Below are 26007 nucleotides of genomic sequence, written 5' to 3'. Positions count from 1 at the left end.
CGCAACAGGCCTCGCCGGCCGCCAGTGAACGGAACCAAGGGGGTAGCAATGAACAAGCATGACAAGCAAGGCCAGGCTCGCGGCCTGTCGCGCCGATCCGTATTGAAGGCCGGGGCGGCAATGGCCGGCATGGCCGCGCTGGGCACGGCCATGCCCCTGCGCGCCCAGGCGCGCGGGATCAGCGTGACCTGCTGGGGCGGGTCGTATGAAGCCGCGGTCCGGCAGGCATTCGCTGAACCGTTCGCCAAGGAAAGCGGCATTCCGGTCACGCTGGTCAATAGCGCGGACCTGACGCGGATGAAGGTGCAGGTCGACAGCGGCAACGTGTCCTGGGACGTGTTCGACAGCATAGGCCCGCAGATCATGGCGGGCTCGCGCCAGGGGCTCTGGACGCCCATCGATACCGGCATCGTCGATACCAGCAAGCTGCTGCAGCCGGCTGGCAAGGATTACGTCGGCTCCTACTCCTACGCCGGGGGCATCGCCTACGACCCCAAGAAGTTTCCCGACGGCAAGCATCCGGAGACCTTCGCGGACTTCTGGGACCTGAAACGCTACCCTGGCCGGCGCGGCCTGCGTTCGCGGGTCAGCGAGAACCTGGAAATGGCGCTGCTGGCCGACGGCGTGCCGCCGGCCCAGCTCTATCCCCTGGACGTGGAACGCGCCTTCAAGGCAATGGACCGCATCAAGCCGGCCGTGCGCAAGTGGATAGAAACCACGCCGGAAACGGTCACCTTGCTGACCAGCAACGAAATCGACTTTTCCTATTCGTACCTGAGCCGCGTCCTGCCCGCACAGCGGGCCGGATCGTCGGTGGCCATGTCCATGCGCCAGACGCTCAATAGCCTGGAATACCTTGCCGTGCCCAAGGGCGGCAAGAATATCCAGAATGCCATGCGCTATGTGGCGTTCTGCCTGCGGCCGGAACGCCAGGCGGCCTTCTGCGAACTGGTGGAGTTCGCGCCCAACGCCGCGGGCGCGTCGGACATGGTGGGCGCGCAGGCGCGCGCCCGCATGCCCGACATGAAATCGCCGGACGCCATCATCATCAACGATGCCTGGTGGGGCGAGAACTACGACAAGCTTCAACGCCGCTTCACCGAGTGGCTGCTGGTCTAGATCCATGGCGCACACCCTAAGCACCAGGGCGGTCGTCGTCCTGCTGGCTCCCCTTTGCGCGCTGCTGCTGCTGTTTTTCCTGTGGCCGCTGGGACTGGTGGGCTGGTCGAGCATCTACGACCACGGCTACACGCTGCGCGGCTACGCGGACGTCCTCAACGGCACGCTGATCCATCGCGTGCTGGGGACCACGCTGCACATCAGCGTGCTGGCTACGCTGACCAGCCTGGTGCTGGGCTACCTGATCGCGCTGCATCTCGCCGCCATGCCCGCGCGGCGGCGCGCGCCCTACCTGATCATGGTGATGCTGCCCTTCTGGACCAGCATCCTGGTCAAGAGCTATGCCTTCACCATCGTCCTGGGCAACAGCGGCGTAGTGAACCAGTTGCTGGGATGGATGTCCGGCGGCGCCTGGCATGTCGAGCTGCTGTTCAATCGCGTGGGCGTGGTGCTGGGCATGACGAACTACCTGCTGCCATTCATGGTGCTGCCGGTCATGGCCAGCCTGATCAACCAGAACCGCAGCCTGCACATGGCGGCGGAGATCATGGGCGCCAGCCAATGGCGCATCTTCAGCCGCATCACGCTGCCGCTCAGCCTGCCCGGCGTATGCGCCGGCGTGCTGATGTGCCTGACGCTGTCCATGGGGATGTACATCACGCCGGCGCTGCTCGGCGGGCGGCAGGACATGATGCTGGCGAACCTGATCGACTTCTACACGCGGCAAACGCTGGACTGGACGCTGGCGTCGTCGATCGCCTTCGTGCTGCTGGCCATATCGGCTGTGCTGATTGCCATGTTGATAAGAGTCCAGCGCGACCGGGAGACAACTTTCGCATGAACGGATCCCGCACCGTACCCCAACCCCATTTCACCGCCCGCCATGCCTGGCGGCTGGCCGGCGCGGCGGCCGCGTGGGTGGGCTATGTCTTCCTGCTGATGCCCAGCCTGGTCGTCATCCCGATCTCGTTCGGTGGCGGCCAGGAGCTCAGCTTTCCGCCCAGGCAGCTGTCGCTGGCGCTGTTCCGCCAGTTCCTGAGCGATCCCGCCTGGTGGGGCTCGGCCTTGCAGAGCCTGCTGGTGGCCGCCTGCGTGACGGTGCTGTCGCTGTTGATCGCACTGCCGGCTTCCTATGCGCTGGCTCGCGGGCGCTTCCGCGGCCGGCGTGTGGTGGAATTGGTTTCGCTGGCGCCCATGCTGGTGCCGGTGGTGGTGCTGGGCCTGGGCATGTACATGCACCTGGCGGCGCTGCACATGGTGAACACGACGATAGGCGTGGTGCTGGCGCATACGGTGGCCACCATCCCCTTCATGCTGGTCGCCCTGGGCGCCGGCCTGCGCCATGCGGATCCGGCATTGGAAACCGCCGCCATGATCATGGGCGCCAGCCGCCTGCGGATCTTCATGGAAGTCGTGCTCCCGCAGATCCGCCCTTCCGTGCTGGTGGGGGCACTCTTCGCGTTCCTGATTTCCTTCGACGAGGTCATCATCGCCTATTTCATCACCGGCCCGGAAACCCTGACCCTGCCGGTCAAGATGTACAGCGCGATCCGCTGGGAAGTCTCCCCGGTGCTGGCCGCCGTGTCGACCCTGCTTACCCTGCTGTCGCTCGTCGTCTGCCTGGCCATCATGGCCTTGCAGCCCACTCCCCATAAACCCGACTGACGGAAAAGACTCTCATGGCGGCTAGCTACGACGCGATCATCATCGGCGGCGGACACAATGGGCTGGTATGCGGCGCCTACCTGGCCCGCGCGGGCCGCAAGGTCTGCGTACTGGAGCGGCGCGACGTGATCGGCGGCGCGGCGGTCAGCGAGGCCGTCTGGCCCGGCTACCGGGTATCGGTCGCCTCCTACACGATGGCGCTGCTGCAGCCCCGCATCATCCAGGAGCTTGAGCTGGCCCGCCACGGCTACGCCGTCATCCGCCCCACGCCCATGGTGCACCTGTACGGTGAAGGCCGCAGCCTGGTCTTCGGCGACGACAAGCAACTGCACGCCGGCATGAGCCGTTTCAGCGCGGCGGATGCCGCCGCCTATCCCCGCTACCGCGACCACATGGCGCGGCTGGGCGCCACGGTGTCGCGCATGCTCTGGGAGATTCCGCCGGATCCGGCCGCCACCGATCTTTCCTCCCGGCTGCGCCTGCTGCGCTTCGCCTGGCGCTATCGCAATATCGGCGAACAGTTCTACGACCTCTACGATGTGCTGACGCTCAGCGCACGGGATTTCCTCGGACGCTGGTTCCAGGCCGACGAAACCATCGCGGCCCTGGGCTTCTACGTCGCCTGCGGTGGCGCGACCACCACTTTGTCGGCGCCGGGCTCGGCCTATGTGCTGCTGCGCGGCTATGTGCGCGATCACACCACTTCCGCCGGCCCGGCCGGCTTCGTGCGCGGCGGCATGGGATCGATCTCGGAGGCCATCGCCGCTTCCGGCCAGGCGCACGGGATGGAAGTCCGGCTGGGTGCGCCCGTCGCGCGCGTCGACGTGGAGGCCGGCCGCGCGACGGGCGTCACCCTGGAAAACGGCGAAACGCTGCGGGCGAAGTGCGTGATATCGAATGCCGCGACCAAGGTGCTGTTCCGCCGCCTGGTGGATCCCGCCCACGTACCGGTGGAATTCCTGGCGCGCGTCGACCGCATCCGCGACGCGTCCCATGCCTTCAAGGTCAACCTGGCGATGAACCGGCTGCCGGTCTTCAAGGATTTCGACGCGGCGGGAGCGGGGTTCGACTATCCCACGCAGGTTCGCATCGGACCGTCCGTGGACTATCTCGAACAGGCCTACGATGCCGCGCGCCAGGGCGGCTTCGCGTCGCGCCTGCCGCTGGTCATCCTGACGCCCAGCAAGCTGGATGCGACGGTGGCGCCGCCGGGCAAGCATCTGATCAGCATTTTCGGGCAACACGCGCCCTACCGCCTGCGGGACTCGGACTGGAACACAGGGCGCGATCGCTTGCGCGATGCCGTGTTCGATACGCTGGAAGCCCACGCGCCGGGCTTTCGCGACTGCGTGGACGATGCCCAGGTACTGGCGCCGCCGGACCTGGAAGAGCGCTTCGCCCTGCCCGGCGGTCACGTGCACCACGGCGAACTGAGCGCGGACCAGATCTTCTTTCGCCGGCCGGTGCGCGGCGCGGCGGACTACCGCACGCCCATCGCCGGCCTGTACCAGTGCGGGGCCTCCGTCCATCCGGGCGGCGGCGTGACGGGCGTACCCGGCCACAACGCCGCGCGCGTCATCCTGGCTTCACGGCTTTGACACCGCGCGCCCGCGCCCTTGAACCTACACGGACTGCATCGCCATGAACATGATAGAACTGCGACAGGTCTCCAAGCGCTACGGTGGTGTGCAGGCCCTGCACCCCGTGGACCTGTCGGTGCGCAAGGGCGAGTTCGTCACGCTGCTCGGCCCCAGCGGGTCCGGCAAGACGACGCTGCTCAACCTGATCGCCGGCATGGTGCCGCCATCGACGGGCCGCATCGTCATCGACGGCCGCGACGTCACCACCAGCCCGCCCAGCAAGCGGCAGCTGGGCATGGTGTTCCAGAACTACGCGCTGATGCCGCACATGACGGTGTTCGAGAACATCGCCTTTCCGCTGCGCGTGCGCAGGCTCGCACGCGCCGAGATCGAACGCAAGGTTCGCGAGGTGCTGGAGCTGGTCCGCCTGCCGGACCTGGCGGCACGCAAGCCGCGCGAGCTGTCCGGCGGCCAGCAGCAGCGGGTATCCCTGGCGCGCTGCATCGTCTACAACCCGGCGCTGATCTTGCTGGACGAACCGTTGGGCGCGTTGGACAAGAAGCTGCGGGAACAGATGCAGCTGGAGCTGCGCCGCATCCATGCGGAGCTCGGCATCACCATGGTGAACGTCACGCACGACCAGGACGAAGCGCTGACCATGTCCGATCGCATCGTCCTGATGAACGGCGGCCGCATCGAACAGGAGGATAAGCCGGAGGCGCTCTATTTCCGCCCGGCGACGCGCTTCGCCGCCGACTTCATCGGCACCGCGAACCTGCTGCCCTGCGACGTACGCGCGGCGACGGCCGATGGCGTGGCGGTATCGACGGTGCTGGGAGACATGCGCGCCACACCCTGCACAGGGCCCCATGGCATTGGCGCGACCAACGCGCCACGGGGGTCCAATGCAGCCAGCCTGCTGATCCGTCCCGAAAGCATCGTCATGCACGCCGCCGGCACGCCGCCCGGCGAGGACCAGGGCGTGGATGGCGTCCTGGAAGACACCATCATCCTGGGCGGCATCGTGCGGCATCACGTCCGTGTCGGGTCGTCCGTCCGCATGGTGGTGCAGGAACAGAACCGTCGCGACCGGGTGCCGCTGCCACGCGACGCTCCCGTGCGGTTGACGTGGTCGCACCGGGATTGCCTGGTGCTGGACTAGCCCGATTCATGTAGCGGCCCGGATGGCGGCCGCCGGACTTCCGAGGAAATATCAATGCAGACACAGTCTTCGACCGTGCAGGCCGAACTCGTCCGTCGCCAGCGCGAAGAATCGCTGGCCCTGCCCGAATCGCTGGGTGAATTCGTACGGCAGCGCGCCGCGCTGATGGGCGACGCCGTCGCGGCGGTCTGGTTCGAACAGCAGCAGTCCATAAGCTATGCGCAGCTCGACGAACAGGCGGACCGCCTGGCATCCAGCCTGTTGGCGCGCGGCGTGCGCAAGGGCTGCCATGTGGCGGTCATGCTCGGCAACACGCCCGCTTTTCCGGTGACCTGGATCGCCTTGGGCCGCATCGGTGCCGTGATGGTGCCGGTCAACACGTCGTACACGACCGACGAGCTGGACTTCGTGCTGCGGGATTCGGACGCGCAGTACGTGGTGGTGGAATCGGGCCTGCTGGCCAAGCTGCAGGCGCTGGATGCGCTGCCGCCGCTGCTGGCGCCCGAACGCATCGTCGTGCATGCGCAGGGCGGCGCCGGCGACGATGGCGCCCACCTCGACTGGCACACGCTGGTACGCGACGGCCAACCCGGTTTCACGCCGCCGGCGCCGGTGGCGCGCACGGACATACTGAACCTTCAATACACCTCCGGTACGACGGGCTTCCCCAAAGGCTGTCTGCTGACGCACGACTACTGGATGATCCACGCGCACAACTCGGCCAGGCACCGCCGCACCCGCGAGGGCGGCATCCACAACGTGCTGGTGTGGGCGCCGTTCTTCTACATGGATCCCATGTGGCAGTTCCTGATGACGCTGGCATTGGGCGGCACCGCCTACGTCGCCGACCGCATGAGCCTGAGCCGTTTCATGTCGTGGCTGAAGGATTACCGCATCCACTATTGCATCTTCCCGGAACCCGTACTGTCGCACTATCCGGAGTCCGAGGCCGATGGCGATATCGACCTGAAGTACATCAGCATCTACGGCTGGACCGAGACCGCTCGCCGCGACGTGCAACGCCGTTTCAAGCTGACGGCGCGCGAAGGCTACGGCATGACGGAAATCGGTACCGGCGCCCTCATGCCGGCGTGGGCGCATGACATGTCGCTGGTGCGCAGCTGCGGCCTGCCGGCGGCCTTCCGGCGCTTCGAGATCCGCGACGAGAACGGCGCCCCCACGCCCGATGGCGAGATCGGCGAACTGTGGGTCCGCGGCAGGGGCATATTCCTGGGCTACTACAAGCGGCCGCAAGCCAACGCGGAAAGCTTCGACGGCGTATGGTTCCGCACGGGCGATCTTTTCCGGCGTGACGAAGACGGCTATTACTACCTGGTCGGGCGCATAAAGGAAATGATCAAGCGCGCGGGGGAGAACATCGCCGCGAACGAAGTCGAAGCCGTACTGCGCGGCATGGACGATATCGAGGAAGCCGCCGTGGTGCCCGTTCCCGATCCGCTGCGGCGCGAGGAAGTGAAGGCCTATATCAAGCTGCGCGCGGGGCTGACATCCAGCGAGGTCCCGCCGGAAGCCATATTCGAACACTGCGCCAGGCACCTGGCACCGTTCAAGGTGCCCCGCTACCTGCATTACATGGAAGAAGATTTTCCCCGCACGCCGTCACGCAAGATCGCCAAGAAGCGGCTGATCGCCGAGATGACGGATCCTTTCGCGGGCAGCTACGACCGCCAACAATCTGTCTGGCGCTGACGCGCCCGAGGAGGCAGCCATGTTCATCGATTTTTCCAGCCGCCCACCCGCCCCCGGTTTCGAAGGCCGGGCACCGCACCTTTCCAACTATCGGCGCGTCTACGGCAACAGCGAGGCGCAGGTCGATCGCGAGACCGGACCCGATGCGTTGCGAGAGTATCTGGACACCTACGAACGCCTGGACGCCCGCGCGGTGGTGCTGAAGGCCCGCGACCTGAGCTCCACTTTCGGCTTCAAGATTGCCAACGAGACGGTGGCCGATTTCTGCCGCGCGCATGGGCCACGCTATATCGGCTTCGCCGGCGTGGACCCGCATCGCGGCATGGCCGCCGTCCGGGAGCTGGAACAGGCCGTCAAGGAGCTGGGGCTGCGTGGCCTGAACATACAGGGTTTCGAGCTGGGGCTCGATATCGACGACCGGCTGCTGTATCCGCTGTACGCGAAATGCTCCGAGCTCAATGTGCCGGTCAACGTCCATTGCGGCACGAATTTTTCGACGCGCACGTCCATGCACCATGGCCATCCGCAGGCCTTGGACCGCGTGCTGCGCGACTTTCCCGACCTGCGCGTCTGCGCCTCGCCCCCGGGGTGGCCATGGGTCAATGAATTGATCGCCGTGGCATGGCGGCATCCCAATCTGTGGATAGGAACCCTGGCGATCCGTCCACGCCTGATGACGACGCCGCACTCCGGCTACGAACCGCTGCTGCAGTATGGCAAGACGGTCCTGAAGCACCGTATGATCTTCGGCACCGCCTTCCCCATGATGCCGGTGCCCCGCACGCTGGACGAGTTCACCGCCTTGCCGCTGCCGGACGACGTACGGCAACGCTGGCTATGCGATAACGCCGTGGATTTCCTGGGGCTCGACGCGACGGCCTGATGGCTGCTTATCGCGGAATAGAGGGGGCTTACTCGCGGAACGGAAGCTCGTGAGCACGGAATCCCGCCTGATCGACACCGTCGCCATGGAGACCGCCGCCATCGGCGTTCAGTTGCCGAACGCCTTGCGCAGCCTTTCCAACTCAGCCAGGTTCAAGCGCTTGGCTTCCTGCTCGGCATAGTCCCGTTCGCCGGGCTCGTACGAGCCCTTGTACAGGCACTTGCTGCGCGACGACGCGCATGAATCCACCACCCGTCCGGACGCCTTGGCCGCGCTGGGCGAAGTCGGACGCACGGTCGACTCAATAGAGTCCGCTTTCTTTGTGGATGAGCAGGCCGACAACAGCCCGAAGACCAGCACCACCGCGACGCGACGAATAAACATGTGAATAGAAGTCTCCCCGGCCTTGACCGATAACGCGCTGACCATTCTATCGGTGGCGCTTGGTCGGAAATGCCCGCATAGGCATTAAACCGCAACGATTTGAGACAAAACACCTGGCTTGAGCACCTGCGCCCTGGCAGCCCGTGCGCCTTTCCCCGTAGATTCCTCCGACAAATGGAAAGATGATTTCCGTTTATGCGGGTTTATCCCTAGTCCCTGGAAGCACAGAATGCAGTCATCGGGAACAGCAACGGACGTCGCGAACTTCCCTGAAACCTCAGACCCGCGATGCACGGCCCGGATCACTTAACCAGGACTAGGAGTACTGCCATGAATGCCAAGACCATCGTTTCCGCTTTTGTTCTTTCCTTTGCCGCCATCGGCGCCGCGCAAGCCGCGACCCCCCGTGGCGATTCGGACAACACGCCGTTCCAAGGCGTCTACGGCCAATCGGCCAGCAGCGTGAGCCGCGACCAAGTCGTCGCGCAACTGGAACAAGCCCGCGCCGCCGGCCTGACCGCCAACGCCGACAGCGACAACGCGCCCTTCACCGCGCAAGCTGACGTGGCTTCGGTCCCGGCGGTTGCCCAAGGCGGCGGCGTGCATGGCGACCTCGCCTTCGGCGACATCGACAACCAGCCCTTCCAAGGCTGATCGCCGCGGCTGATCGCCAACGTTGATCACGAACTAGCGGTGATCCGACTGAAGCCGGTCGGGTCACCAGGAAGTCCGGCCGTTCATGCCTGCACGGATGAGCGGTTTCCCCGGCGAGAGGCGGGGATGCTGTAGTGGCAGTCCTCTCGGTGTGGTGCGTAGCAAGGTCGGCCCCCTGTAGTCCAGGGGGCCGATTCTTTATTCGGGCGTAGTTCGCGGGTACATGTTTATCGCAAGGAAAACCAAGTTCCTCCCGCTATCCGGCAAATGCCGGCGCAAAATCCGTCAGATCGCTGTTCGTCATCCCCAATTCCTTCGCGACTACTCGCCAGCCGGTCACCACCTGAGCGACCTCTTTCCATATCGCCGCGGCTTCCGTTGCATCCAGCCTGAAGTAGGACGCCCCTTCCATCAGCACGTGCCTATTGTCGATTGGCCCAGAATCCTCGGTCAGCCATGTCTTGCTCTCGCGGCGATCCCCTGGCATTGGATTGAGATCAAAGGCTGGCGATAGACGCCATCCATGATTACGCGCGTCATACAGAAAGCCGGTATTCCGCAAGTGGTCATCGGTGTTGCAGATCAAAAAATTGAAGACCAAGCGGCGCCACAACTGGTGCATGTCGATAGTAGGCGCGGCACCTTCCTGCAACAGGACGTCCGCGAGTTCCGTATAAGCGTGCACCATGTCGCGCCCATCAGACTGCAGCATCGTCGCGGCTGACACGTATGGGATGCGACCACCTTGAGTCGTGCGATCGAACCGCCGGATGATCGCCACTGCTGTCCCGTTGATCATTTCTACGCGAGCGGCGGCTGTGTGTATGCCTGCCTTGGCTGCGAGGCGCATGGCCAGCACCTCGCCTCTTATCACGTCGCGCTGGTCCGCCTGGCTGGGAAACTTGCCCAAGGCCAGACGACCATCCGTGTCGCGAACTGTCGATTTCGGCCGAGCGCCGCCGAGCGAAGTGCCTAGTCCAAGCAGATATTGGAGATCCTGCGTGCTTTCCGTGCCCGCCTCCAACGCGCGAGCGGCTTGCACGACTTTATCGAGGTCCACCAACGGGGGAACGTGCCGCTGCTCGTTGCTCGACCGTAAATACATCCTGACCTGAGGGTCAAAGAGACGCAGCGCACCGACGCGAGCCTCGTCATCGACCCATAGCAAAAAGTCCACAGGCTCCAGCGGCGGGGTGTCGCGATCATGCTGCCGAAGCTTTGCATGGGCGCGCCGGATGACACGTTCGCCCCATGAGTCTGGGACGGTATCCGCCAGCGCGTCGAAGAACACCCGCTGCGGATGCTGAACACCCAAGACGGGCAGCAGGTCTGGCGACAGGGTGAAGAACTTCGGATCCCGCAGCCAGCGCTCGTCATAGCTGAAGGCGCTGCGTTTGCCACTTCCCAGATGCAGGTGCCCTATCACCTGGCCGCTCGATCCCAGATGGACCTCCAGATCCCGCCGTCGCAGCGCCTTGGCGGCCATTAGAAGCCCTCCAGCTCATCGGGCTCATCAGGGCTGCTGTCTTCAACAGCATCCGAGCGCGCCACTCTCGACCTGCCAATCCGAGCGGAACGCACCCTTTGGGGCAACTGCTCCCGCATCAGCTGCATCCCCGTGGCGTCATTCGTGGTCGCCATTGCCTCCACTAGATCATCAAGTCGGCCGAGTACATGCAAAGCACGCAGAAAGGTACCCAGCGCGGTACCGGGATTGCCCTCTTCCATGCGTCTGACGGTGCTGAGCGAGGTGCCGATGCGCTCGGCCAGGTCTTTCTGGCTCAATCGCCGTAGACGACGCGCAGTGGAGATCTCCTCGCCGAGTCTGAGCAAGGCTCGATTTACGGGGCGCGGCAGGGCAACACGCGTACTTGCGGTGGGTAGTCGGGCGGGTGCCATAGCTAGGCGCTCAGATATGATTTTCACAATGGGTTATATGTTCATATATGAACATATATCAAATGCAATATCCACTTGAGTCGTACATATGCTCATATATGAACTTCAAAGCCGCTTTTTTTAGCTTATTCGAGTATTTATACCGCCTTCTCCGCCGTCGCCGGATCCGTTCGGACCCGAGTGATCCACTATTTACCGTCTCAGTGGAAAAATCATTCCCGCAAATACGGGTTTATCCCTAGTCCCTGGAAGCACAGAATACGTTTCATCGGGAACAGCAACGGACATCGCGAAGTTCTCACAGCAGATCGCGATGCACGGCCCGGATCACTTAACCAGGACTAGGAGTACTGCCATGAATGCCAAGACCATCGTTTCCGCTTTTGTTCTTTCGTTCGCCGCCATCGGCGCCGCGCAAGCCGCGACTCCCCGTGGCGATTCGGACAACACGCCGTTCCAAGGCGTTTACGGCCAACAAGCCAGCAGCGTGAGCCGCGACCAGGTCGTCGCGCAACTGGAACAAGCCCGCGCCGCCGGCCTGACCGCCAACGCCGACAGCGACAACGCGCCCTTCACCGCGCAAGCTGACGTGGCTTCGGTCCCGGCGGTTGCCCAAGGCGGCGGCGTGCATGCCGACCTCGCCTTCGGCGACATCGACAACCAGCCCTTCCAAGGCTGATCGCCGCGGCTGATCGCCAAGACCGCTGGTAGAAGTACGAACGGCCCCCTTCCAGGGGGCCGTTTCATTTGAACGTCGTGACCCAGGCGCGAGTGAACCGGCCGGCCCGGTCAGGTACTACAGCGTTCGCCTCACGCCCTCCCCTTACAGGGCGCTTGAAATCGAAGGAGGCGGATTCCATCGGAGACACGACTCATGCCGGCCATCAACTACTCATCGTCCTCCCTTCCGGATATCGCAGCCGCGTTGGCGACGCCATGCGGGCCGGCGTTCGGCGGCGGCCTGCCATTCCGGAGCGAGGCGAATGAAGCGAACCGTGCGCAAGGCCACCGCGTCCACACCGACCACATGCGGCGGACGTTATCCGACGGCGCGCTCTCGCTGGTCGCCCATGTCCGTACCGACAGGAAACGGGTTTCGCCAAACGCCGTCATCACGCACACACCGCCGCTCGCGGCACCGCGACGCCCCGCTCTCGCGGCGCCGGCAACAATTCCTCCGCAATATCCCTTGAAGGATTTTTTCCGCCATCCCGACCAGACGCGTTTCAGCCTGTCCGAGGACGGAAGCTGGCTCGCGTTCATGCGTCCGGTCAGCGTGGACGGCCAGCCGCCGCGCATGAACATCTTCGTACAGCGACTGGAAGGGGCCGCACCGATGGGCGAGGCACGCAGCATCACCCGCGAAACCGCACGCGACATCAGCAGCTACGTCTGGAAGGGCTCAAGCACCATCCTGTACGCGAAGGATTTCGGCGGCGATGAAAATTTCCACATCCTGGCCGTGGACATGCGCAGCGGCAGCACCGTGGACTTGACCCCTTACGAAAACTGCCGCGCATACATCAGCGACCCATTGGCGGATGACCCTGATCACATCCTGCTTGCGCACAACAATCGCGACCCGAAAATCTTCGACATCTACCGCGTCAATCCGCATAGCGGCGTATCCCATCTGGTGGGGCTGAACCCGGGTAATGTCATCAGCTGGCAGACCGATCACGCCGGCAAGCTGCGCGTGGCCCTCACGCTCGATGGGTTGAACTGTGCCGTGCTGTATCGCGATGCGGAAGAACAGCCCTTCCGTACGATCATCGCCACCGATTACCGCACCAGCATCAAACCCGTGCTGTTCACTTTCGACAACAGGCAGCTCTACGCCATCAGCAATCGCGGCCGCGACACCAAGGCGCTGGTGTGTATTGACCCCGCCAATCCCGACACGGAAGAAATACTGTTCAATCCGCACGAGGTGGATGTGTCGAACGTCGGCTATTCACGTCTTCGTCGGGTCCTCACATCGGTGACCTATGAGACGGACAAACTGCAGCGCAGGTTCCTGGATGCACAGACGGAAGACCTCTACCGAAGGCTGGCTGACCGCCTGCATGGCTATCAGCTCGCGCTGCATAGCGACACGCGCGACGAAACCAAGTTCATCGTCAGCACGTACAACGATCGCACACCCGGCACGCGCTACCTGTACGACGTCACGACTGACGAACTGCGGAAGCTCGCGGACATCAAGCCCGGCTTGCCCGAATCGGATATGGCCCCCATGCGGCCGATCCGCTTCCAAAGCCGGGATGGCCTGGCGTTGCACGGTTACCTGACCTTGCCCCTGGGACGGCGGGAGCAGGACCTGCCGGTGATCGTCCACCCACACGGCGGCCCGTGGTCGCGCGACAGCTGGGGCTACGACTCGCAGGTGCAGTTCCTGGCCAACCGGGGCTTTGCCGTACTGCAGGTCAATTTCCGAGGCTCGACCGGATACGGGCGGAAGTTCTGGGAAGCCGGCTTCGGCCAATGGGGCCTGTCCATGCAGGACGACATCACCGATGGCGTGCGCTGGCTGATCGCGCAGGGCATCGCGGATCCTAAGCGCATCGGCATCTATGGCGCCAGCTACGGCGGATATGCCACGTTGGCCGGCGTCACCTTCACTCCCGACCTGTATGCGGCGGCGGTCGACTATGTCGGCATATCGAATATGTTCACGTTCATGGCGAGCACGCCGCCCTATTGGAAGCCCATGCTCGAAAGGCTGTACGACATGGTGGGCCACCCCGAAAAGGATAAGGACCGCCTGGTCCGGACATCGCCCGCGCTGCATGTCGACCGCATCAAGACGCCATTGTTCATCGCCCAGGGCGCCAAGGACCCGCGCGTGAACAAGGCGGAAAGCGACCAGGTCGTACAGGCGCTGCGTAAACGCGGCGTCGAAGTCGACTACATGGTGAAAGACGACGAAGGACATGGTTTTCGGAACGAAGAAAACAGCCTTGAGTTCTACGAAGCCATGGAGAAATTCTTCGCGCGTCATCTGATATCCGGGCCGGACATCGAGGTTTAGCAGGGCGGGGCCGCAATCGCCTGGGCCAGCTTCTGGATGGACAGCGGCGAGCAGCCCTCGGCGTCGTTGCTGACCGTCACGTAGGCCGGCTGGCCCGCGCCTGTGATCCCGCGGATCGTCCGTGCCAGCACCGTGCGCGTAGGGATATCCTCGCTGGGCAGGGCATTGAAGGGATCGTGCTTTTTCTGCGCGTCGGCATAACCATACGGGCCGAAGATGCGGTTCAGATTCCACCGGCAGACCAGCGGACCCGGCCATAGCGCGCGCAGCATCGGCAGTTGCGCTTCGATGGGCGGCATCTTGCCATGCAAGCCCAGGCAGAAAGTAGCCCCATGCGCCTTGAGCGTATCGACCAGCGCCTGGCCCAGCAGTTCAGGGTCCCGCACTTCCACCGCAACGATCACGACGGCATGCGCGGACAAGGCCTCCTGGACAGCGGCCAGCATGCGGCCCAGTTTCTCGAACAGCGCCGCGCGGCGGCTCAGCCACCCCAAAGGCAGGGGACTCAGCTGAAACACCAGAACGCCGAGCTTGGCCCCCAGGCCTTCAAGGGCCGGTCGCACAAAGTCATGGACGGCCAGCGACGGATCGAGAAAAACCGGGTTGGCCTCGCGCGTCCTGCCCTCTTCGCCACGCACCTGGGCGTCGGTAATGCTGGCGGGACATTTGACGACGAAACGGAAGTCGTCATCGACCTGCCCGGCATAAGCGCCATACTGGCTTGCCGTCAACGGGCGCCAGAAAGTACGGTCGACGCAAACCGTGCGCAAAAGAGGATGCTGATGGTAGGCGCCAAGGCCATGCTTGGACAGCGTGCTCGAATCGTATTCGCCATCCCAGACCAGCCCCTCCCAGCCCGGGTATGACCAGGTAGAGACCCCAAAGCGCAGTTGTGGCGGAAGCTGCCGCGCGAGCGAGCTCCATTCCAGCGCGGCAGGAGCCGGCAGCACCTTGGCCATGCCCCGGAGAGCGGAAATTTCCGGAATCGTACGAGAGGCCCCATCGTTCGAGGAATCGGCCGGAGGCGGGATCACCGCGTCTCCGAAAAGATCGTCTTGCATACTTGTCATGCCGGCACGGAGTCAGGCTAAAGGGTACTTGATCTTTCCCTTGCCGCCATCGGCGCGCGCCAGCCGACACGCCGGACGGTGAGGCGTACACTCATAGCGCGGTGACCCGGCGTACCCTGACCGCAACCACTTCCACACGGAAGAACAATATGCCCCGCCAGGCCTTGGCCCTGCCGCTCATTGCACTCACTCAAATCATCGGCTGGGGCGTGGTGAGCATGCTGCCGGTCTTGGCCAGACCGATCGCGCTGGACCTGCGGACTTCGCTGCCCTCGGTCTTCCTGGGTACCTCGGTGATGTATATGGCAATGGGCGCCGCCACGCCCCTGGCCATCCGTGTGTTTCGACACCTGGGCACGCGCTCGGCCATGGTGCTGGGTGCCGCCGGGATTGGCGCGGGGCTCGGCGCACTGGTCCTGGCGCCTGGCATCCTGGCCTACTGGGCCGCCTGGGCGCTGATCGGCGTGGCGGGCGCCACCTTCCTTACCACGGCGGCATACGCCTACATCGCGGAGTACGCGCCGGACCGGGCACGAAGCCAGATCGGCACCTTGATGCTCGTGACCGGGCTGGCCGGCAGCATCTTCCTGCCCGTCACGGCTTGGCTCGAACACCTGATCGGCTGGCGTGCGTCGCTCCTGGTCTATGTGGCGGTCATGCTGCTCGTCTGCCCTCTGCTGCGGTTCGGCCTTCCATCGACCGTCAGCTCACCCAAGCCGGCGGCTGTGGGCTACCGTCGGCGGCCGCGGCGCGTGTTCGCGCTGTTGGTCGGCGCGATTGCGCTCAATAGCTTCGTCACCTTCGGGATCCAGGCCGTATGCGTGCCGCTGTTGCAGGCCATGGGTGTGGGCTTCGGCCGGGCGGTCCTGGTCGCCTCGCTGCTGGGGATATTCAAGGTCGCGGGGCGCATGCTCGACCTGACCGGAGGCCCGCGCTGGGACGGCCTGTCCACCGGTGTCGTGGCCGGCGCGATGATGCCGCTTGGCTTGGCCGCGCTGTGGCTGGGCGGCGGCGCGCTGTGGCCGGTCGGCGTTTTCCTGCTGCTGTTCGGTGTGGGCAGCGGCGCGTTCGCGGTGGCGCGCGCCACCATGCCGCTGGTTTTCTATGACAAGGCCGACTATGCGGCCGCCATGGCGAGCATTGCACTTCCGATGAACGTGATCAATGCGCTGGCGCCGCCAGCATTGGCCACCTCCATGGAGAGCCTCGGCGCGGCAACGACCTTCGCGCTATTGGCTGGCTTGAGCGCGGCCGCGTTCGCGCTGCTGCTAGGCCTGCGAACCCTGCGTGGCTACGCCGTATCCGCGTAATGGCCGGGACCTTCGCGTCCGGTGGGACGCCCCCGGGCTGCGCGCGCACAGTCACGAATTTTACCCGGAAAAAATTGACAATTATTTTTATCCGGGTATTATTTTGTACATTGATGCCTGGGCGCTTGCGGTTCATGCGCCGTATCTCGCCTTCAGACCGGACGAGGGACGGCATTGCTGCATTCCATCGATGAGACGACCATGAGCCCAACCGATTACCCGCCCTATCTCGAACCGACGCAAGAGGCCGGCAAGATGTTCATGCACCGCGGCTTCGCCGGCGCGATCGTCATGCTCAATCTGCTCAGGTTCAGGGATGTTGCCGACTATTCGAACTGCCCCGAACTGGCGCCTGCCACAGCGATCAGCGGGGCACAGGCCTTCGATCGGTACATCGAACATACGCTGCCCTTTTTGCGAGCAAGCGGAGGCGATGTCCTGTTTCTTGGAGAAGGCGGCCCCTTTCTGATCGGTCCCACCGACGAACGGTGGGACCTGGCAATGCTGATCCAGCAGGCCAGCGTGTCCTCCTTCCTCTCCTTCGCCAGCCACGCGGATTATCTGGCAGGGCTCGGCCATCGTACGGCGGCGGTGCGGGACTCCCGGCTTTTGCCGCTATCGGAAAGGCTGCTACCTACGGCCGCCCGGGCATGACAGCCGCGAATATCGCAAAGGTCAACGGCGTCGAACCGGGAGACCGGCGCGCGAGTCTGGCGACGATTACCGTGCCGACGCTCGTCATTCCCGAAACCGATATCCGTTGATCCCACGGGCTTGAACCACGCGGCAATCGCAAGAGATTGGCCTGCTGCATGGAAAAGTAATTTGCGCGAACGAGGGTTTATCCCTAGGCCTTGGAAGCACAGAATACGTTTCATCGGGAACAGCAACGGACATCGCGAAGTTCTCACAGCAGATCGCGATGGACGGCCCGGATCACTTAACCAGGACTAGGAGTACTGCCATGAATGCCAAGACCATCGTTTCCGCTTTTGTTCTTTCGTTCGCCGCCATCGGCGCCGCGCAAGCCGCGACCCCCCGTGGCGATTCGGACAACGCGCCGTTCCAAGGCGTCTACGGCCAGCAAGCCAGCAGCACCAGCCGCGACCAGGTCGTCGCGCAACTGGAACAAGCGCGCGCCGCCGGCCTGACCGCCAATGCCGACAGCGACAACGCGCCTTTCACCGCGCAAGCTGACGTGGCTTCGGTCCCGGCGGTTGCCCAAGGCGGCGGCGTGCATGGCGACCTCGCTTTCGGCGACATCGACAACCAGCCCTTCGAAGGCTGATCCAAGACCAATCGGTGATCCGACCGACGCCGGTCGGATCGCCAGGAAGTCCGGCCGTTCATGCCCGCACGGATGAACGGTTTCCCCGGCGAGAGGCGGGGATGCTGTAGTGGCAGTCCTCTCGGTGTGGTGCGCAGTAAGGTCGGCCCCCTGTACCCCAGGGGGCCGATTTTTTTCCGCGGTCCCGTCAGGCAGTCATTTCGCACATGATCGTCGGTAATGAATTAATAACGGCCGGTCTTTAACACCGGAAGCCACGAACTTCCAAGCAATTAATCGTTCGGGGTTGGATGCCTAAGGGCTAAGGTGCGTTCGTTGCCCACGCACCCACGCCGTCCATGAGCGCCAATCCGATTCTCACCGATTACCCCTCGCAGTCGATCGACATCCGCCCCCTGTCCGGCCCCTTGGGCGCCGAGGTGCTGGGGCTGGATTTGTCCCGGCCTTTGAACGACGAGGACTTTCGCCGTATACATCGCGCGCACCTGGATCATCACGTACTGGTGTTCCGCGACCAGCGCATCACCCCGCAACAGCAGATCGACTTCAGCCGGCGCTTCGGACAGTTGCAGATCCACGTCTTGCGCAACTTCCAGCTGGCGGGGCATCCGGAAGTGCTGGTGGTGTCGAACATCAAGGAGAACGGCCAGCCGATCGGACTCGGCGATGCCGGGGCGTTCTGGCATTCGGACCTGTCGTACAAGGACAGACCCAGCCTGGGGTCGCTGCTGCACGCCCAGGAACTGCCGCCGCAAGGCGGCGACACGCTGTTCTCGAACCAGCATGCGGCATACGAAGACCTGCCAGCGGCGCTGAAGCGCGCGCTGGACGGCAAGCGCGCGGAGCACAACTACCTGGCCAAGTACGAGGAACTGCGCGCTCGCAGCCCGTGGCGGCCGCCATTGACGGCCAAGCAGATCGAGGAAGTGAAGCCCGCGGTGCATCCGGTGGTGCGCACGCATCCGGAGACGGGCCGCAAGGCGCTGTTCGTCAACGAGCACTTTACGACACGTATCCTCGGCCTGCCCGAGGACGAGAGCCGCTCCTTGCTCGACGAGCTGTTCGCGCTGAGCGTGCGGCCCGAGTATCTGTACACGCACTACTGGCAACCCGGCGACATGGTGTTCTGGGACAACCGCTCGGTCATGCACCTGGCCGCGGGCACGCCGGACTTCCTGCGCCGCAAGCTGTACCGCACCACCATCGAAGGCGACATTCCCTCCTGACCATGCAATCACTCCATAAGAAAGTCCTCAGCGCCTTCGCCGGCGTCGCCTTGTTGTCGTCCGCCGGCGCCGTTCATGCCGAAGGGCAGATCCGGATCGCCCAGCAATTCGGCATCGTCTACCTGTTGCTGGACGTGGTCCAGGACCAGAAGCTGATCGAGAAACGCGGCAAGGAAGCCGGTGTCGACATCAAGGTCGACTTCGTCCAACTGTCCGGCGGCTCGGCGGTCAACGATGCGCTGCTGTCCAACAGCATCGATATCGCGGGTGCCGGCGTAGGCCCGCTGTTCACCATCTGGGATCGCACGCGCGGCCGCCAGAACGTGAAGGGCGTCGCCTCACTGGGCAACTTCCCCTATTCCCTGGTTTCCAACAATCCCGCGGTGAAGACGATCGCCGACTTCACGGACAAGGACCGGATCGCCGTGCCGGCGACGACGGTGTCGGTGCAGTCGCGCATCCTGCAGATGGCGGCGGCGAAGCAGTGGGGCGACAAGTCATTCGACAAACTGGAGCCGCTGACAGTGGCGGTGCCGCACCCCGACGCAACGGCGGCGATCATCAAGGGCCAGAACCAGGTCAACGCCCATTTCGGCAATCCGCCGTTTCAGCAGCAGGAGCTGGCAGGCAATCCGGCGGCGCACATCGTGCTGAACTCCTACGACGTGCAGGGTGGACCGGCGTCGTCGACGGTTTTGTACGCGACGGAGAAGTTCCGCAACGACAACCCAAAGACTTACAAGGCGTTCATCGATGCGCTGGACGATGCCGCCAAGTTCATCAAGGCGCATCCCGAAGAGGCGGTGGATACCTACATCCGGGTGGAGAAGTCGAAAACCGATCGCGATCTGCTGATCAGGATCGTCAAGGACCCCGAGGTCTCGATCCAGGTCGAGCCGCGGAACACCCTGGGGCTCGGCCAGTTCATGCATCGGATCGGCGCCATCAAGAATCAGCCGGCTTCGCTCAAGGAGTACTTCTTCGATGACCCACGAGTTTCCAGCGGCAGCTGATTTGCGCGGCAAGCGCCGCGGGTCCGTGGCAACGGCGATCGCGAACGCGCCGCTGTTGCAGCTCGACCGCGTCAGTCTCGAATATCGGACGCCCGAGCGAATCGTGCGTGCCACGCACGAAGTCAGCCTGGACATCCATGAAGGCGACAGCTTCGTTTTATTGGGGCCTTCGGGCTGTGGCAAGTCGACACTGCTCAAGGCGGCAGCAGGTTTCATCGAGCCGGCGGCCGGCGAGATCCGGCTGCGTGGGCAGGTCGTGCATGGCCCCTCGCCGGACCGTGTGGTCGTGTTCCAGGAGTTCGATCAACTGCCGCCTTGGAAGACAGTGGAGCAGAACGTCATGTTCCCGCTGTTGGCATCACGCACCGCGGATCGCAAAACGGCGCGCGAGCGGGCGCGCCATTGCCTGGAAACGGTCGGGCTGGCGCGGTTCGCTTCTTCGTATCCGCACGAGCTGTCGGGCGGAATGAAGCAGCGCGTCGCGATCGCCCGCGCGCTGGCGATGCAGCCTAGCGTACTGTTGATGGACGAGCCGTTCGCCGCACTGGACGCGTTGACGCGCCGGAAGATGCAGGAAGAATTGCTGGCGCTGTGGAAGGAACTGCGGATGACGGTGCTGTTCGTGACGCATTCGATCGAGGAGGCCTTGGTCGTCGGCAGCCGGATCGCCCTGTTGTCGCCGCATCCCGGCCGCGTGCGCGCCGAATTGAACAGCCATGAATGGGGGCTGCACAGCATGGGCAGCGCAGCCTTCCAGGCGGCCACCCGACGGATCCACGGCATGCTGTTCGAAGAGCCCGTCGGCCACGCCGACGCCCATATACGCCCGGCGCATCTCGCCGCTTGAATTTTTCTTCCCATGAGCAGTCTTGCACCGCCCGTCCGACCTGAATACGAAGTCGATCTGCCAGCGCTGCCGCCTACGCAGCTGACACAGGACGTACCCCTGGGCATGCGCGTCTGGGACCGTCCCTGGGTGCGCAAGACGTGCATCCTGGTTGTGCTGGCGGCACTGTGGGAAGCTGTCGCGCGCTGGCAGAACAACGACCTGTTGCTACCGACGTTCAGCGCGACCATGCAGGCATTGGCCGAAGGCCTGCTGAACGGGCAACTGGTGCAGAAGACGTGGTTGTCGCTGCAGGTGCTGTTGCAAGGCTACATACTGGGCATCGTGCTGTCCTTTGCCCTGACGATGGTCGCCGTCTCGAGCCGACTGGGCCGCGACATCCTGACCACGTTGACGTCGATGTTCAATCCGCTGCCGGCGATTGCCCTGCTGCCGCTGGCCTTGCTGTGGTTCGGCCTGGGCGCTGGCAGCTTGATCTTCGTCCTCGTCCATTCGGTTTTGTGGCCGTTGGCATTGAACACGTATGCCGGCTTCCAGGCCGTACCCGATACGCTGCGCATGGCAGGTCGCAACTACGGCCTGCGCGGCCTGCGCTACGTGATCCAGATCCTGGTCCCGGCCGCGTTACCGTCCATCCTGTCCGGGCTGAAAATCGGCTGGGCTTTTGCCTGGCGCACGCTCATTGCCGCGGAATTGGTCTTTGGCGCGTCGTCGGGCAAGGGCGGTCTCGGGTGGTACATCTTCCAGAACCGCAACGAGCTTTATACGGATCGCGTATTCGCGGGATTGATACTGGTCGTGATCATCGGCCTGCTGGTCGAAAATGGCGTCTTCCATGCCTTGGAGCGGGTCACGATACAGCGGTGGGGGCTACAGCGCTGAGGCATGGAAACTGTGGAGCGGGTGATGGGAATCGAACCCACGCTTGAGGCTTGGGAAGCCGCCGTTCTACCATTGAACTACACCCGCCCGGGTGCCGTGCCGGCATAGCTTGCCGGCCAGCAGGAAGCGCGATTATACATTGGCCGATTGTGGTCGCTCAGAACGCTTCCTGGCCCATGGGGCCTGTAGCGTGCCTGCGTATCGAGGCTCGGCGCCGACCAGGATCCAGTGACGCAGCACGCGTTGACCCTAGGGGCGATAGCTGACAATCTTTGCGGTTCGACTCAACGCAAACCGGTAATTCCGCAATATGCTCACTCGCTTCATACTGGCTTCCTCCCTCCTGATACTGCTGTCCGCCTGCGGCCCGGCCGCGCCCAAACGCGCCAGTTCCTGCCACTGGTGGAACAGCTGCTCGTACGAGGGCTCCTACGATGCCGGCGAGGCGGATTACGCCAGGGATGAGGCGGCGCGCCTGAATCAAGAGCAGGCCGCCAAGCTCAAGCAACAGCGCTAGCCTTCTTCAGGAGCCTGGCCGCGCTTCAATGGCGCGATACGAATCGCTCCCGTATCCTGGACCCCGCCGCGGGCTGGTTCCCCGCCCTACTACAATGGCGCGCTATGAATACCGATACGATCCCCGAAGACGGCGAGCCTCCCGCTCCGTCTCCTGTTTCACCGTCTGCCCTGTCGTCGGCGACCGAGGCTGCGCCGGCATCCGGCCAGCATGCGCCCGATAGCCCCGGCGCCACCCATATCCGCAGTTTCGTCCATCGCCGCGGCCACATCACGCAAGGCCAGCGCGATGCCCTGGAACGCCTGCTGGCGCAGTGGTCCATCCCCTACGCCGCACGCATCCTGGATCCCGCCAGCGTTTTCGGCCGGACCGCGCCCACCATCCTGGAAATCGGCTTCGGCATGGGTGAGACCACCGAACGCATTGCCCTGGATCGGCCGGGGGACAACTTCCTGGGCGTGGAGGTCTTCAACGCCGGTGTCGGCTCCATGCTCAAGCGCATCGAGGCCTCCGGCCTGCAAAACGTGCGCATCGTCCAGCACGACGCGGTGGAAGTGCTGCGCGACATGATCGCGCCCAGCTCGCTGGACGGCGTGCACATCTACTTTCCCGACCCCTGGCCCAAGAAGCGCCACCACAAACGGCGCCTGATCCAGCCGCCCTTCGTCGCCTTGCTGGCCAGCCGGGTGAAACCGGGCGGTTACGTCCATTGCGCCACGGACTGGGAACACTACGCGCAACAGATGCTCGAAGTGCTGGGCGCCGAGCCGCAGTTGCGCAATACCGCGGACGGCTACGCGCCACGTCCTGAATTCCGTCCGCAGACCAAGTTCGAGACCCGCGGCCTGCGCCTGGGCCACGGGGTCTGGGACCTCATGTTCAAGCGAGCCGCCTGAATGCTATTTCGCGCCATCGAACCCTATCGTCACGGCATGCTGGATACCGGCGACGGCCACCAGGTGTACTGGGAGCTGTGCGGGAATCCCGACGGCAAGCCGGCTGTTTTCCTGCATGGCGGCCCCGGCAGCGGTTGTTCGCCCGTGCATCGGCAATTATTCGATCCGGCCCGGTACAACGTGCTGTTGTTCGATCAGCGCGGCTGCGGGCGATCGCGTCCGCACGCCGGCCTGGACAACAACACCACCTGGCATCTGGTCGCCGACATGGAGCGCCTGCGCACCGAAATCATGGGCGCGGACCGCTGGCTGGTGTTCGGCGGCTCCTGGGGCTCGACGCTGGCGCTGGCCTATGCCCAGACGCATACCGATCATGTGGCCGCGCTGATCCTGCGCGGCATTTTCACGGTACGGCGGTCGGAGGTGCAGTGGTATTACCAGCACGGCGCCTCGGAGTTGTTCCCCGATCTCTGGGAAGAGTACCTGGCGCCCATACCGCCGGAAGAGCGGCACGACATGGTGCAGGCCTACCGCCGGCGTCTGACCGGCAACGACCCGGAAGCCCAGCTGGCCGCCGCCAAGGCCTGGAGCCGCTGGGAAGACAGCACCATCACCATGCTGCCCAGCGCGCGCCACCAGCAAAGCCACGCTGGCGACCAGGCAGCGCTGGCCTTCGCTCGCATCGAGAACCATTATTTCGTGAACGACGGCTTCATGGCCGAAGGCCAGCTGATCCGCGACGCGCACAAGCTGCGCGACGTCCCTGGCGTGATCGTCCAGGGACGCTACGACGCCTGCACGCCCGTACGCACGGCCTGGGACCTGCACCGCGCCTGGCCGCAAGCCCGGCTGCACATCGTTCCGGATGCCGGCCACGCGTTCGACGAGCCCGGCATTCTTGCCCATCTGATCGAAGCCACCAATCGCTACGCGGCGACGGGACGTCCCTGAACAGGCGTCCCCCGCCGACATAACCACCATGATGAATATTCAACTGAATGGCGAGCCCCGGCAGGTCGCTCCCGACACGACGGTACTCGGCCTCCTCGAACTGCTGGGCTATGTAGGCAAACGTGTCGCCGTCGAAAAAAATGGCGAAATTGTTCCCAAAAGTCAGCACGCTGAGACACGTCTGCAACAAAACGACAAGCTGGAGATCGTTGTGGCAGTGGGCGGCGGCTGATGCGGCGCGCTGTTACGGCACAGCGCAATCCCGCACAGTGGACTCGCAACCAGTTACAACTGATTGACGGTCGAAGGCCTAAGCCTTACGCATAATGGACTCGCCATTGAACTTCCGCAGCGGGTTCGATGGGATCACCGGCGCGGACTTTTCCCCTCCCGCTCCGGCACATCGGCCAGGCGATCCTGGCCGTTTTTTTTGGTCGATCAGCGCATGCCGCCGAAACGGCCCAGGCCCTTGATCCCGCCCATGGCGCGCATCATCTTGGCCATGCCGCCCTTTTTCATCTGCTTCATCATGCCCTGCATCTGCTCGAACTGGGCCAGCAGGCGATTGACCTCCTGCACCGGTACGCCAGCGCCTGCGGCGATGCGCCGCTTGCGCGCGGCCTTGATGAGCTCGGGCTTGGCACGTTCGGCCGGCGTCATGGAATTCAGGATGCCTTCCGTGCGGCGCAGCTGCTTGTCCGCCTGACCGCTCTGCAGCTGGCCGGCGGCCTGCTGGAATTGCGCGGGAAGCTTCTCCAGCAATGAGCTCATGTCGCCCATTTTCTTGACCTGGCCCAACTGTTCGCGGAAGTCGTTCAGGTCGAAGCGATTGCCGGACTTGAGCTTGGTCGCCAGCTTCTGCGCTTCCGCGATGTCGATGTTGCGCTGCGCCTGCTCCACCAGCGACACGATGTCGCCCATGCCCAGCACGCGCTGGGCCATGCGGTCAGGATAGAAGGCTTCCAGGCCATCCAGCTTTTCCGATACGCCGACGAATTTCAACGGCTTGCCGGTGACATGTCGCACCGACAGAGCCGCGCCGCCGCGCGCGTCGCCGTCCAGCTTGGTCAGGACCACGCCCGTCAAGGGCAGCGCGTCGGCGAACGCCCGCGCGGTATTGACCGCGTCCTGGCCCTGCATGGCGTCGACCACGAACAGGGTTTCGACGGGATTGACCAGGTCATACAAGGCGCGGATCTCGCGCATCATGGCCTCGTCCACGCCCAGGCGACCCGCGGTATCGACGATCAGCACATCGTAGTGATAGCGGCGCGCGTGGTCGACGGCGTTGCGGGCGATGTCTTCCGGCTTCTGGCTGGGGTCGGAGGGCAGGAAATCGACGCCCACCTGGGCGGCCACGGTTTTCAACTGCTCGATGGCGGCGGGACGGTAGACGTCGGCGCTGACCACCAGCACCTTCTTCTTGCCCGTCTTGCGGCCGTTCTGAACGTGGTTGCCTTCGGACAACCAGCGCGCCAGCTTGCCGGTGGTCGTGGTTTTACCCGCGCCCTGGAGGCCGGCCATCAGGATGACCGCGGGCGGCTGCACCGCCAGCGAGAGTTCGCCGGCTTCCGCCCCCAGGTCGCCCCCCATCAAGGCGGTGAGTTCCTTGTGGACGATGCCGACCAGCGCCTGGCCGGGGCTGAGGCTGGAGGCGACTTCTTCGCCGAGGGCTTTTTCCTTCACGCGGGCGACGAATTCGCGCACCACGGGCAGGGCGACGTCGGCTTCCAGCAGGGCCATGCGAACTTCGCGCAGCATCTCCTGGGTATTGGCTTCGGTCAGGCGAGCTTCGCCGCGCAGCGTCTTGACGACGCGCGACAGGCGTTGAGTAAGGTTGTCGAGCATGAGATGCGTTTCCGCTTAAACTATTCGGCTGGCAGGGGCCCGGCACGGCGCGTATCGCGCCGACGCACGTGG

The 26007-nt window shown here is 64.2% G+C and carries 26 protein-coding genes and 1 tRNA gene; 21 read left to right on the top strand and 6 right to left on the bottom strand.

Annotated elements, in window-relative coordinates; genetic code table 11:
• Positions 1–48: 48 nt before the first annotated feature.
• From CAL12_RS02385 to CAL12_RS02355, 7 genes are read left to right on the top strand one after another with little or no spacing between them, the layout of a single operon-like run.
• Positions 49–1119: an ABC transporter substrate-binding protein gene (locus CAL12_RS02385; RefSeq protein ID WP_086063018.1), complete on the top strand. Its 1071-nt coding sequence runs from the start codon at positions 49–51 to the stop codon at positions 1117–1119.
• 4 nt (positions 1120–1123) lie between these two features.
• Complete coding sequence (locus CAL12_RS02380) at positions 1124–1960, top strand: ABC transporter permease (protein ID WP_086063017.1); 837 nt, start codon at positions 1124–1126, stop codon at positions 1958–1960.
• Positions 1957–2784, top strand: coding sequence for an ABC transporter permease (locus CAL12_RS02375; RefSeq protein ID WP_086063016.1), 828 nt, complete (start codon positions 1957–1959; stop codon positions 2782–2784). Before CAL12_RS02380 ends, CAL12_RS02375 begins: the two co-directional genes overlap by 4 nt.
• Positions 2785–2798: 14 nt before the next feature.
• Complete coding sequence (locus CAL12_RS02370; protein WP_086063015.1) at positions 2799–4382, top strand: phytoene desaturase family protein; 1584 nt, start codon at positions 2799–2801, stop codon at positions 4380–4382.
• A gap of 43 nt (positions 4383–4425) precedes the next feature.
• Complete coding sequence (locus tag CAL12_RS02365; protein WP_086063014.1) at positions 4426–5526, top strand: ABC transporter ATP-binding protein; 1101 nt, start codon at positions 4426–4428, stop codon at positions 5524–5526.
• A 54-nt stretch (positions 5527–5580) separates the two neighbouring features.
• Positions 5581–7236 (top strand): class I adenylate-forming enzyme family protein, encoded by a 1656-nt coding sequence (locus tag CAL12_RS02360; RefSeq protein ID WP_086063013.1) that lies wholly within the window; start codon positions 5581–5583, stop codon positions 7234–7236.
• A 19-nt stretch (positions 7237–7255) separates the two neighbouring features.
• Entirely contained in the window at positions 7256–8119 is an 864-nt protein-coding gene (locus CAL12_RS02355; protein ID WP_086063012.1) for an amidohydrolase family protein, read from the top strand.
• Positions 8120–8227: 108 nt separating this feature from the next.
• On the opposite strand, the gene CAL12_RS02350 is transcribed toward CAL12_RS02355, so the two are convergent.
• Positions 8228–8503, bottom strand: coding sequence for a hypothetical protein (locus tag CAL12_RS02350; protein ID WP_086063011.1), 276 nt, complete (start codon positions 8501–8503; stop codon positions 8228–8230).
• A 330-nt stretch (positions 8504–8833) separates the two neighbouring features.
• Here CAL12_RS02350 and CAL12_RS02345 point away from each other — a divergent pair, with 330 nt between their 5' ends.
• On the top strand, positions 8834–9157 hold the full coding sequence (locus CAL12_RS02345) for a DUF4148 domain-containing protein (protein ID WP_157792864.1): 324 nt from the start codon (positions 8834–8836) through the stop codon (positions 9155–9157).
• 256 nt (positions 9158–9413) lie between these two features.
• Here the strand turns inward: CAL12_RS02345 and CAL12_RS02340 are convergent, their stop codons facing one another.
• Together CAL12_RS02340 and CAL12_RS02335 are read right to left on the bottom strand one after the other, a co-directional pair.
• The gene (locus tag CAL12_RS02340; protein WP_086063009.1) at positions 9414–10643 is read right to left on the bottom strand and encodes a type II toxin-antitoxin system HipA family toxin; all 1230 of its coding nucleotides are present in this window, start codon (positions 10641–10643) and stop codon (positions 9414–9416) included.
• A complete protein-coding gene (locus CAL12_RS02335) occupies positions 10643–11056 on the bottom strand; it encodes a helix-turn-helix domain-containing protein (protein ID WP_086063008.1) in 414 nt (137 codons plus the stop codon). Before CAL12_RS02335 ends, CAL12_RS02340 begins: the two co-directional genes overlap by 1 nt.
• 355 nt (positions 11057–11411) lie before the next feature.
• Here CAL12_RS02335 and CAL12_RS02330 point away from each other — a divergent pair, with 355 nt between their 5' ends.
• Positions 11412–11735, top strand: coding sequence for a DUF4148 domain-containing protein (locus CAL12_RS02330; RefSeq protein WP_157792863.1), 324 nt, complete (start codon positions 11412–11414; stop codon positions 11733–11735).
• Positions 11736–12167: 432 nt separating this feature from the next.
• Complete coding sequence (locus CAL12_RS02325; RefSeq protein WP_420042781.1) at positions 12168–14087, top strand: alpha/beta hydrolase family protein; 1920 nt, start codon at positions 12168–12170, stop codon at positions 14085–14087.
• Here CAL12_RS02325 and CAL12_RS02320 read toward each other — a convergent pair.
• Positions 14084–15046, bottom strand: coding sequence for a DUF72 domain-containing protein (locus CAL12_RS02320; RefSeq protein ID WP_420042747.1), 963 nt, complete (start codon positions 15044–15046; stop codon positions 14084–14086). The genes CAL12_RS02325 and CAL12_RS02320 overlap by 4 nt on opposite strands.
• A 260-nt stretch (positions 15047–15306) precedes the next feature.
• Here CAL12_RS02320 and CAL12_RS02315 point away from each other — a divergent pair, with 260 nt between their 5' ends.
• The 7 genes from CAL12_RS02315 (at position 15307) to CAL12_RS02285 (ending at position 21723) form a co-directional block, all read left to right on the top strand.
• Positions 15307–16467 (top strand): MFS transporter, encoded by a 1161-nt coding sequence (locus CAL12_RS02315; protein ID WP_086063005.1) that lies wholly within the window; start codon positions 15307–15309, stop codon positions 16465–16467.
• A 201-nt stretch (positions 16468–16668) separates the two neighbouring features.
• Positions 16669–17121 (top strand): DUF1330 domain-containing protein, encoded by a 453-nt coding sequence (locus CAL12_RS02310; protein WP_157792862.1) that lies wholly within the window; start codon positions 16669–16671, stop codon positions 17119–17121.
• Positions 17122–17431: 310 nt separating this feature from the next.
• Positions 17432–17755, top strand: coding sequence for a DUF4148 domain-containing protein (locus tag CAL12_RS02305; RefSeq protein ID WP_157792850.1), 324 nt, complete (start codon positions 17432–17434; stop codon positions 17753–17755).
• 338 nt (positions 17756–18093) lie between these two features.
• The gene (locus CAL12_RS02300; RefSeq protein ID WP_086063002.1) at positions 18094–18981 is read left to right on the top strand and encodes a TauD/TfdA dioxygenase family protein; all 888 of its coding nucleotides are present in this window, start codon (positions 18094–18096) and stop codon (positions 18979–18981) included.
• A 2-nt stretch (positions 18982–18983) separates the two neighbouring features.
• Positions 18984–19994 carry an ABC transporter substrate-binding protein gene (locus tag CAL12_RS02295; RefSeq protein ID WP_086063001.1) on the top strand — a complete coding sequence of 337 codons (1011 nt, stop codon included), beginning with the start codon at positions 18984–18986 and terminating at the stop codon, positions 19992–19994.
• Positions 19966–20841 carry an ABC transporter ATP-binding protein gene (locus tag CAL12_RS02290; protein ID WP_086063000.1) on the top strand — a complete coding sequence of 292 codons (876 nt, stop codon included), beginning with the start codon at positions 19966–19968 and terminating at the stop codon, positions 20839–20841. Before CAL12_RS02295 ends, CAL12_RS02290 begins: the two co-directional genes overlap by 29 nt.
• Positions 20842–20853: 12 nt before the next feature.
• On the top strand, positions 20854–21723 hold the full coding sequence (locus tag CAL12_RS02285; RefSeq protein ID WP_086062999.1) for an ABC transporter permease: 870 nt from the start codon (positions 20854–20856) through the stop codon (positions 21721–21723).
• A 13-nt stretch (positions 21724–21736) separates the two neighbouring features.
• Here the strand turns inward: CAL12_RS02285 and CAL12_RS02280 are convergent.
• Positions 21737–21810: transfer RNA gene (locus tag CAL12_RS02280), tRNA-Gly, on the bottom strand.
• Between the two features lie 223 nt (positions 21811–22033).
• Between CAL12_RS02280 and CAL12_RS02275 the strand changes: the two genes are divergently transcribed.
• The 4 genes from CAL12_RS02275 (at position 22034) to thiS (ending at position 24319) form a co-directional block, all read left to right on the top strand.
• Entirely contained in the window at positions 22034–22240 is a 207-nt protein-coding gene (locus CAL12_RS02275; protein WP_086062998.1) for a hypothetical protein, read from the top strand.
• Between the two features lie 104 nt (positions 22241–22344).
• Positions 22345–23136 carry a tRNA (guanosine(46)-N7)-methyltransferase TrmB gene (trmB, locus tag CAL12_RS02270; RefSeq protein WP_086062997.1) on the top strand — a complete coding sequence of 264 codons (792 nt, stop codon included), beginning with the start codon at positions 22345–22347 and terminating at the stop codon, positions 23134–23136.
• Positions 23137–24087 (top strand): prolyl aminopeptidase, encoded by a 951-nt coding sequence (gene pip, locus CAL12_RS02265; RefSeq protein ID WP_086062996.1) that lies wholly within the window; start codon positions 23137–23139, stop codon positions 24085–24087. It begins immediately after the preceding gene.
• A gap of 31 nt (positions 24088–24118) precedes the next feature.
• Positions 24119–24319, top strand: coding sequence for a sulfur carrier protein ThiS (gene thiS, locus CAL12_RS02260; protein ID WP_179283271.1), 201 nt, complete (start codon positions 24119–24121; stop codon positions 24317–24319).
• Between the two features lie 206 nt (positions 24320–24525).
• On the opposite strand, the gene ffh is transcribed toward thiS, so the two are convergent.
• Positions 24526–25935 (bottom strand): signal recognition particle protein, encoded by a 1410-nt coding sequence (ffh, locus tag CAL12_RS02255; RefSeq protein WP_086062994.1) that lies wholly within the window; start codon positions 25933–25935, stop codon positions 24526–24528.
• Positions 25936–26007 lie beyond the last annotated feature (72 nt).

It is taken from the genome of Bordetella genomosp. 8 (assembly GCF_002119685.1).
GTDB lineage: Bacteria > Pseudomonadota > Gammaproteobacteria > Burkholderiales > Burkholderiaceae_B > Bordetella_C.
The sequence above is the reverse complement of the archived record's forward strand: the minus strand, read 5'-3'. Positions and strand labels throughout refer to the sequence as shown.

Bases quoted from the DNA above. Each gene is read 5' to 3' on its own strand.
- CAL12_RS02290 (WP_086063000.1), top strand. From the start codon at position 19,966: ATGACCCACGAGTTTCCAGCGGCAGCTGATTTGCGCGGCAAGCGCCGC.
- CAL12_RS02300 (WP_086063002.1), top strand. From the start codon at position 18,094: ATGAGCGCCAATCCGATTCTCACCGATTACCCCTCGCAGTCGATCGAC.
- CAL12_RS02295 (WP_086063001.1), top strand. From the start codon at position 18,984: ATGCAATCACTCCATAAGAAAGTCCTCAGCGCCTTCGCCGGCGTCGCC.
- trmB (WP_086062997.1), top strand. From the start codon at position 22,345: ATGAATACCGATACGATCCCCGAAGACGGCGAGCCTCCCGCTCCGTCT.
- CAL12_RS02355 (WP_086063012.1), top strand. From the start codon at position 7,256: ATGTTCATCGATTTTTCCAGCCGCCCACCCGCCCCCGGTTTCGAAGGC.
- ffh (WP_086062994.1), bottom strand. From the start codon at position 25,935: ATGCTCGACAACCTTACTCAACGCCTGTCGCGCGTCGTCAAGACGCTG.
- CAL12_RS02360 (WP_086063013.1), top strand. From the start codon at position 5,581: ATGCAGACACAGTCTTCGACCGTGCAGGCCGAACTCGTCCGTCGCCAG.
- CAL12_RS02385 (WP_086063018.1), top strand. From the start codon at position 49: ATGAACAAGCATGACAAGCAAGGCCAGGCTCGCGGCCTGTCGCGCCGA.
- CAL12_RS02285 (WP_086062999.1), top strand. From the start codon at position 20,854: ATGAGCAGTCTTGCACCGCCCGTCCGACCTGAATACGAAGTCGATCTG.
- CAL12_RS02305 (WP_157792850.1), top strand. From the start codon at position 17,432: ATGAATGCCAAGACCATCGTTTCCGCTTTTGTTCTTTCGTTCGCCGCC.
- CAL12_RS02350 (WP_086063011.1), bottom strand. From the start codon at position 8,503: ATGTTTATTCGTCGCGTCGCGGTGGTGCTGGTCTTCGGGCTGTTGTCG.
- CAL12_RS02315 (WP_086063005.1), top strand. From the start codon at position 15,307: ATGCCCCGCCAGGCCTTGGCCCTGCCGCTCATTGCACTCACTCAAATC.
- CAL12_RS02375 (WP_086063016.1), top strand. From the start codon at position 1,957: ATGAACGGATCCCGCACCGTACCCCAACCCCATTTCACCGCCCGCCAT.
- CAL12_RS02365 (WP_086063014.1), top strand. From the start codon at position 4,426: ATGAACATGATAGAACTGCGACAGGTCTCCAAGCGCTACGGTGGTGTG.
- CAL12_RS02340 (WP_086063009.1), bottom strand. From the start codon at position 10,643: ATGGCCGCCAAGGCGCTGCGACGGCGGGATCTGGAGGTCCATCTGGGA.
- CAL12_RS02380 (WP_086063017.1), top strand. From the start codon at position 1,124: ATGGCGCACACCCTAAGCACCAGGGCGGTCGTCGTCCTGCTGGCTCCC.
- CAL12_RS02345 (WP_157792864.1), top strand. From the start codon at position 8,834: ATGAATGCCAAGACCATCGTTTCCGCTTTTGTTCTTTCCTTTGCCGCC.
- CAL12_RS02320 (WP_420042747.1), bottom strand. From the start codon at position 15,046: ATGGCCAAGGTGCTGCCGGCTCCTGCCGCGCTGGAATGGAGCTCGCTC.
- CAL12_RS02275 (WP_086062998.1), top strand. From the start codon at position 22,034: ATGCTCACTCGCTTCATACTGGCTTCCTCCCTCCTGATACTGCTGTCC.
- thiS (WP_179283271.1), top strand. From the start codon at position 24,119: ATGAATATTCAACTGAATGGCGAGCCCCGGCAGGTCGCTCCCGACACG.
- CAL12_RS02370 (WP_086063015.1), top strand. From the start codon at position 2,799: ATGGCGGCTAGCTACGACGCGATCATCATCGGCGGCGGACACAATGGG.
- pip (WP_086062996.1), top strand. From the start codon at position 23,137: ATGCTATTTCGCGCCATCGAACCCTATCGTCACGGCATGCTGGATACC.
- CAL12_RS02330 (WP_157792863.1), top strand. From the start codon at position 11,412: ATGAATGCCAAGACCATCGTTTCCGCTTTTGTTCTTTCGTTCGCCGCC.
- CAL12_RS02335 (WP_086063008.1), bottom strand. From the start codon at position 11,056: ATGGCACCCGCCCGACTACCCACCGCAAGTACGCGTGTTGCCCTGCCG.
- CAL12_RS02310 (WP_157792862.1), top strand. From the start codon at position 16,669: ATGAGCCCAACCGATTACCCGCCCTATCTCGAACCGACGCAAGAGGCC.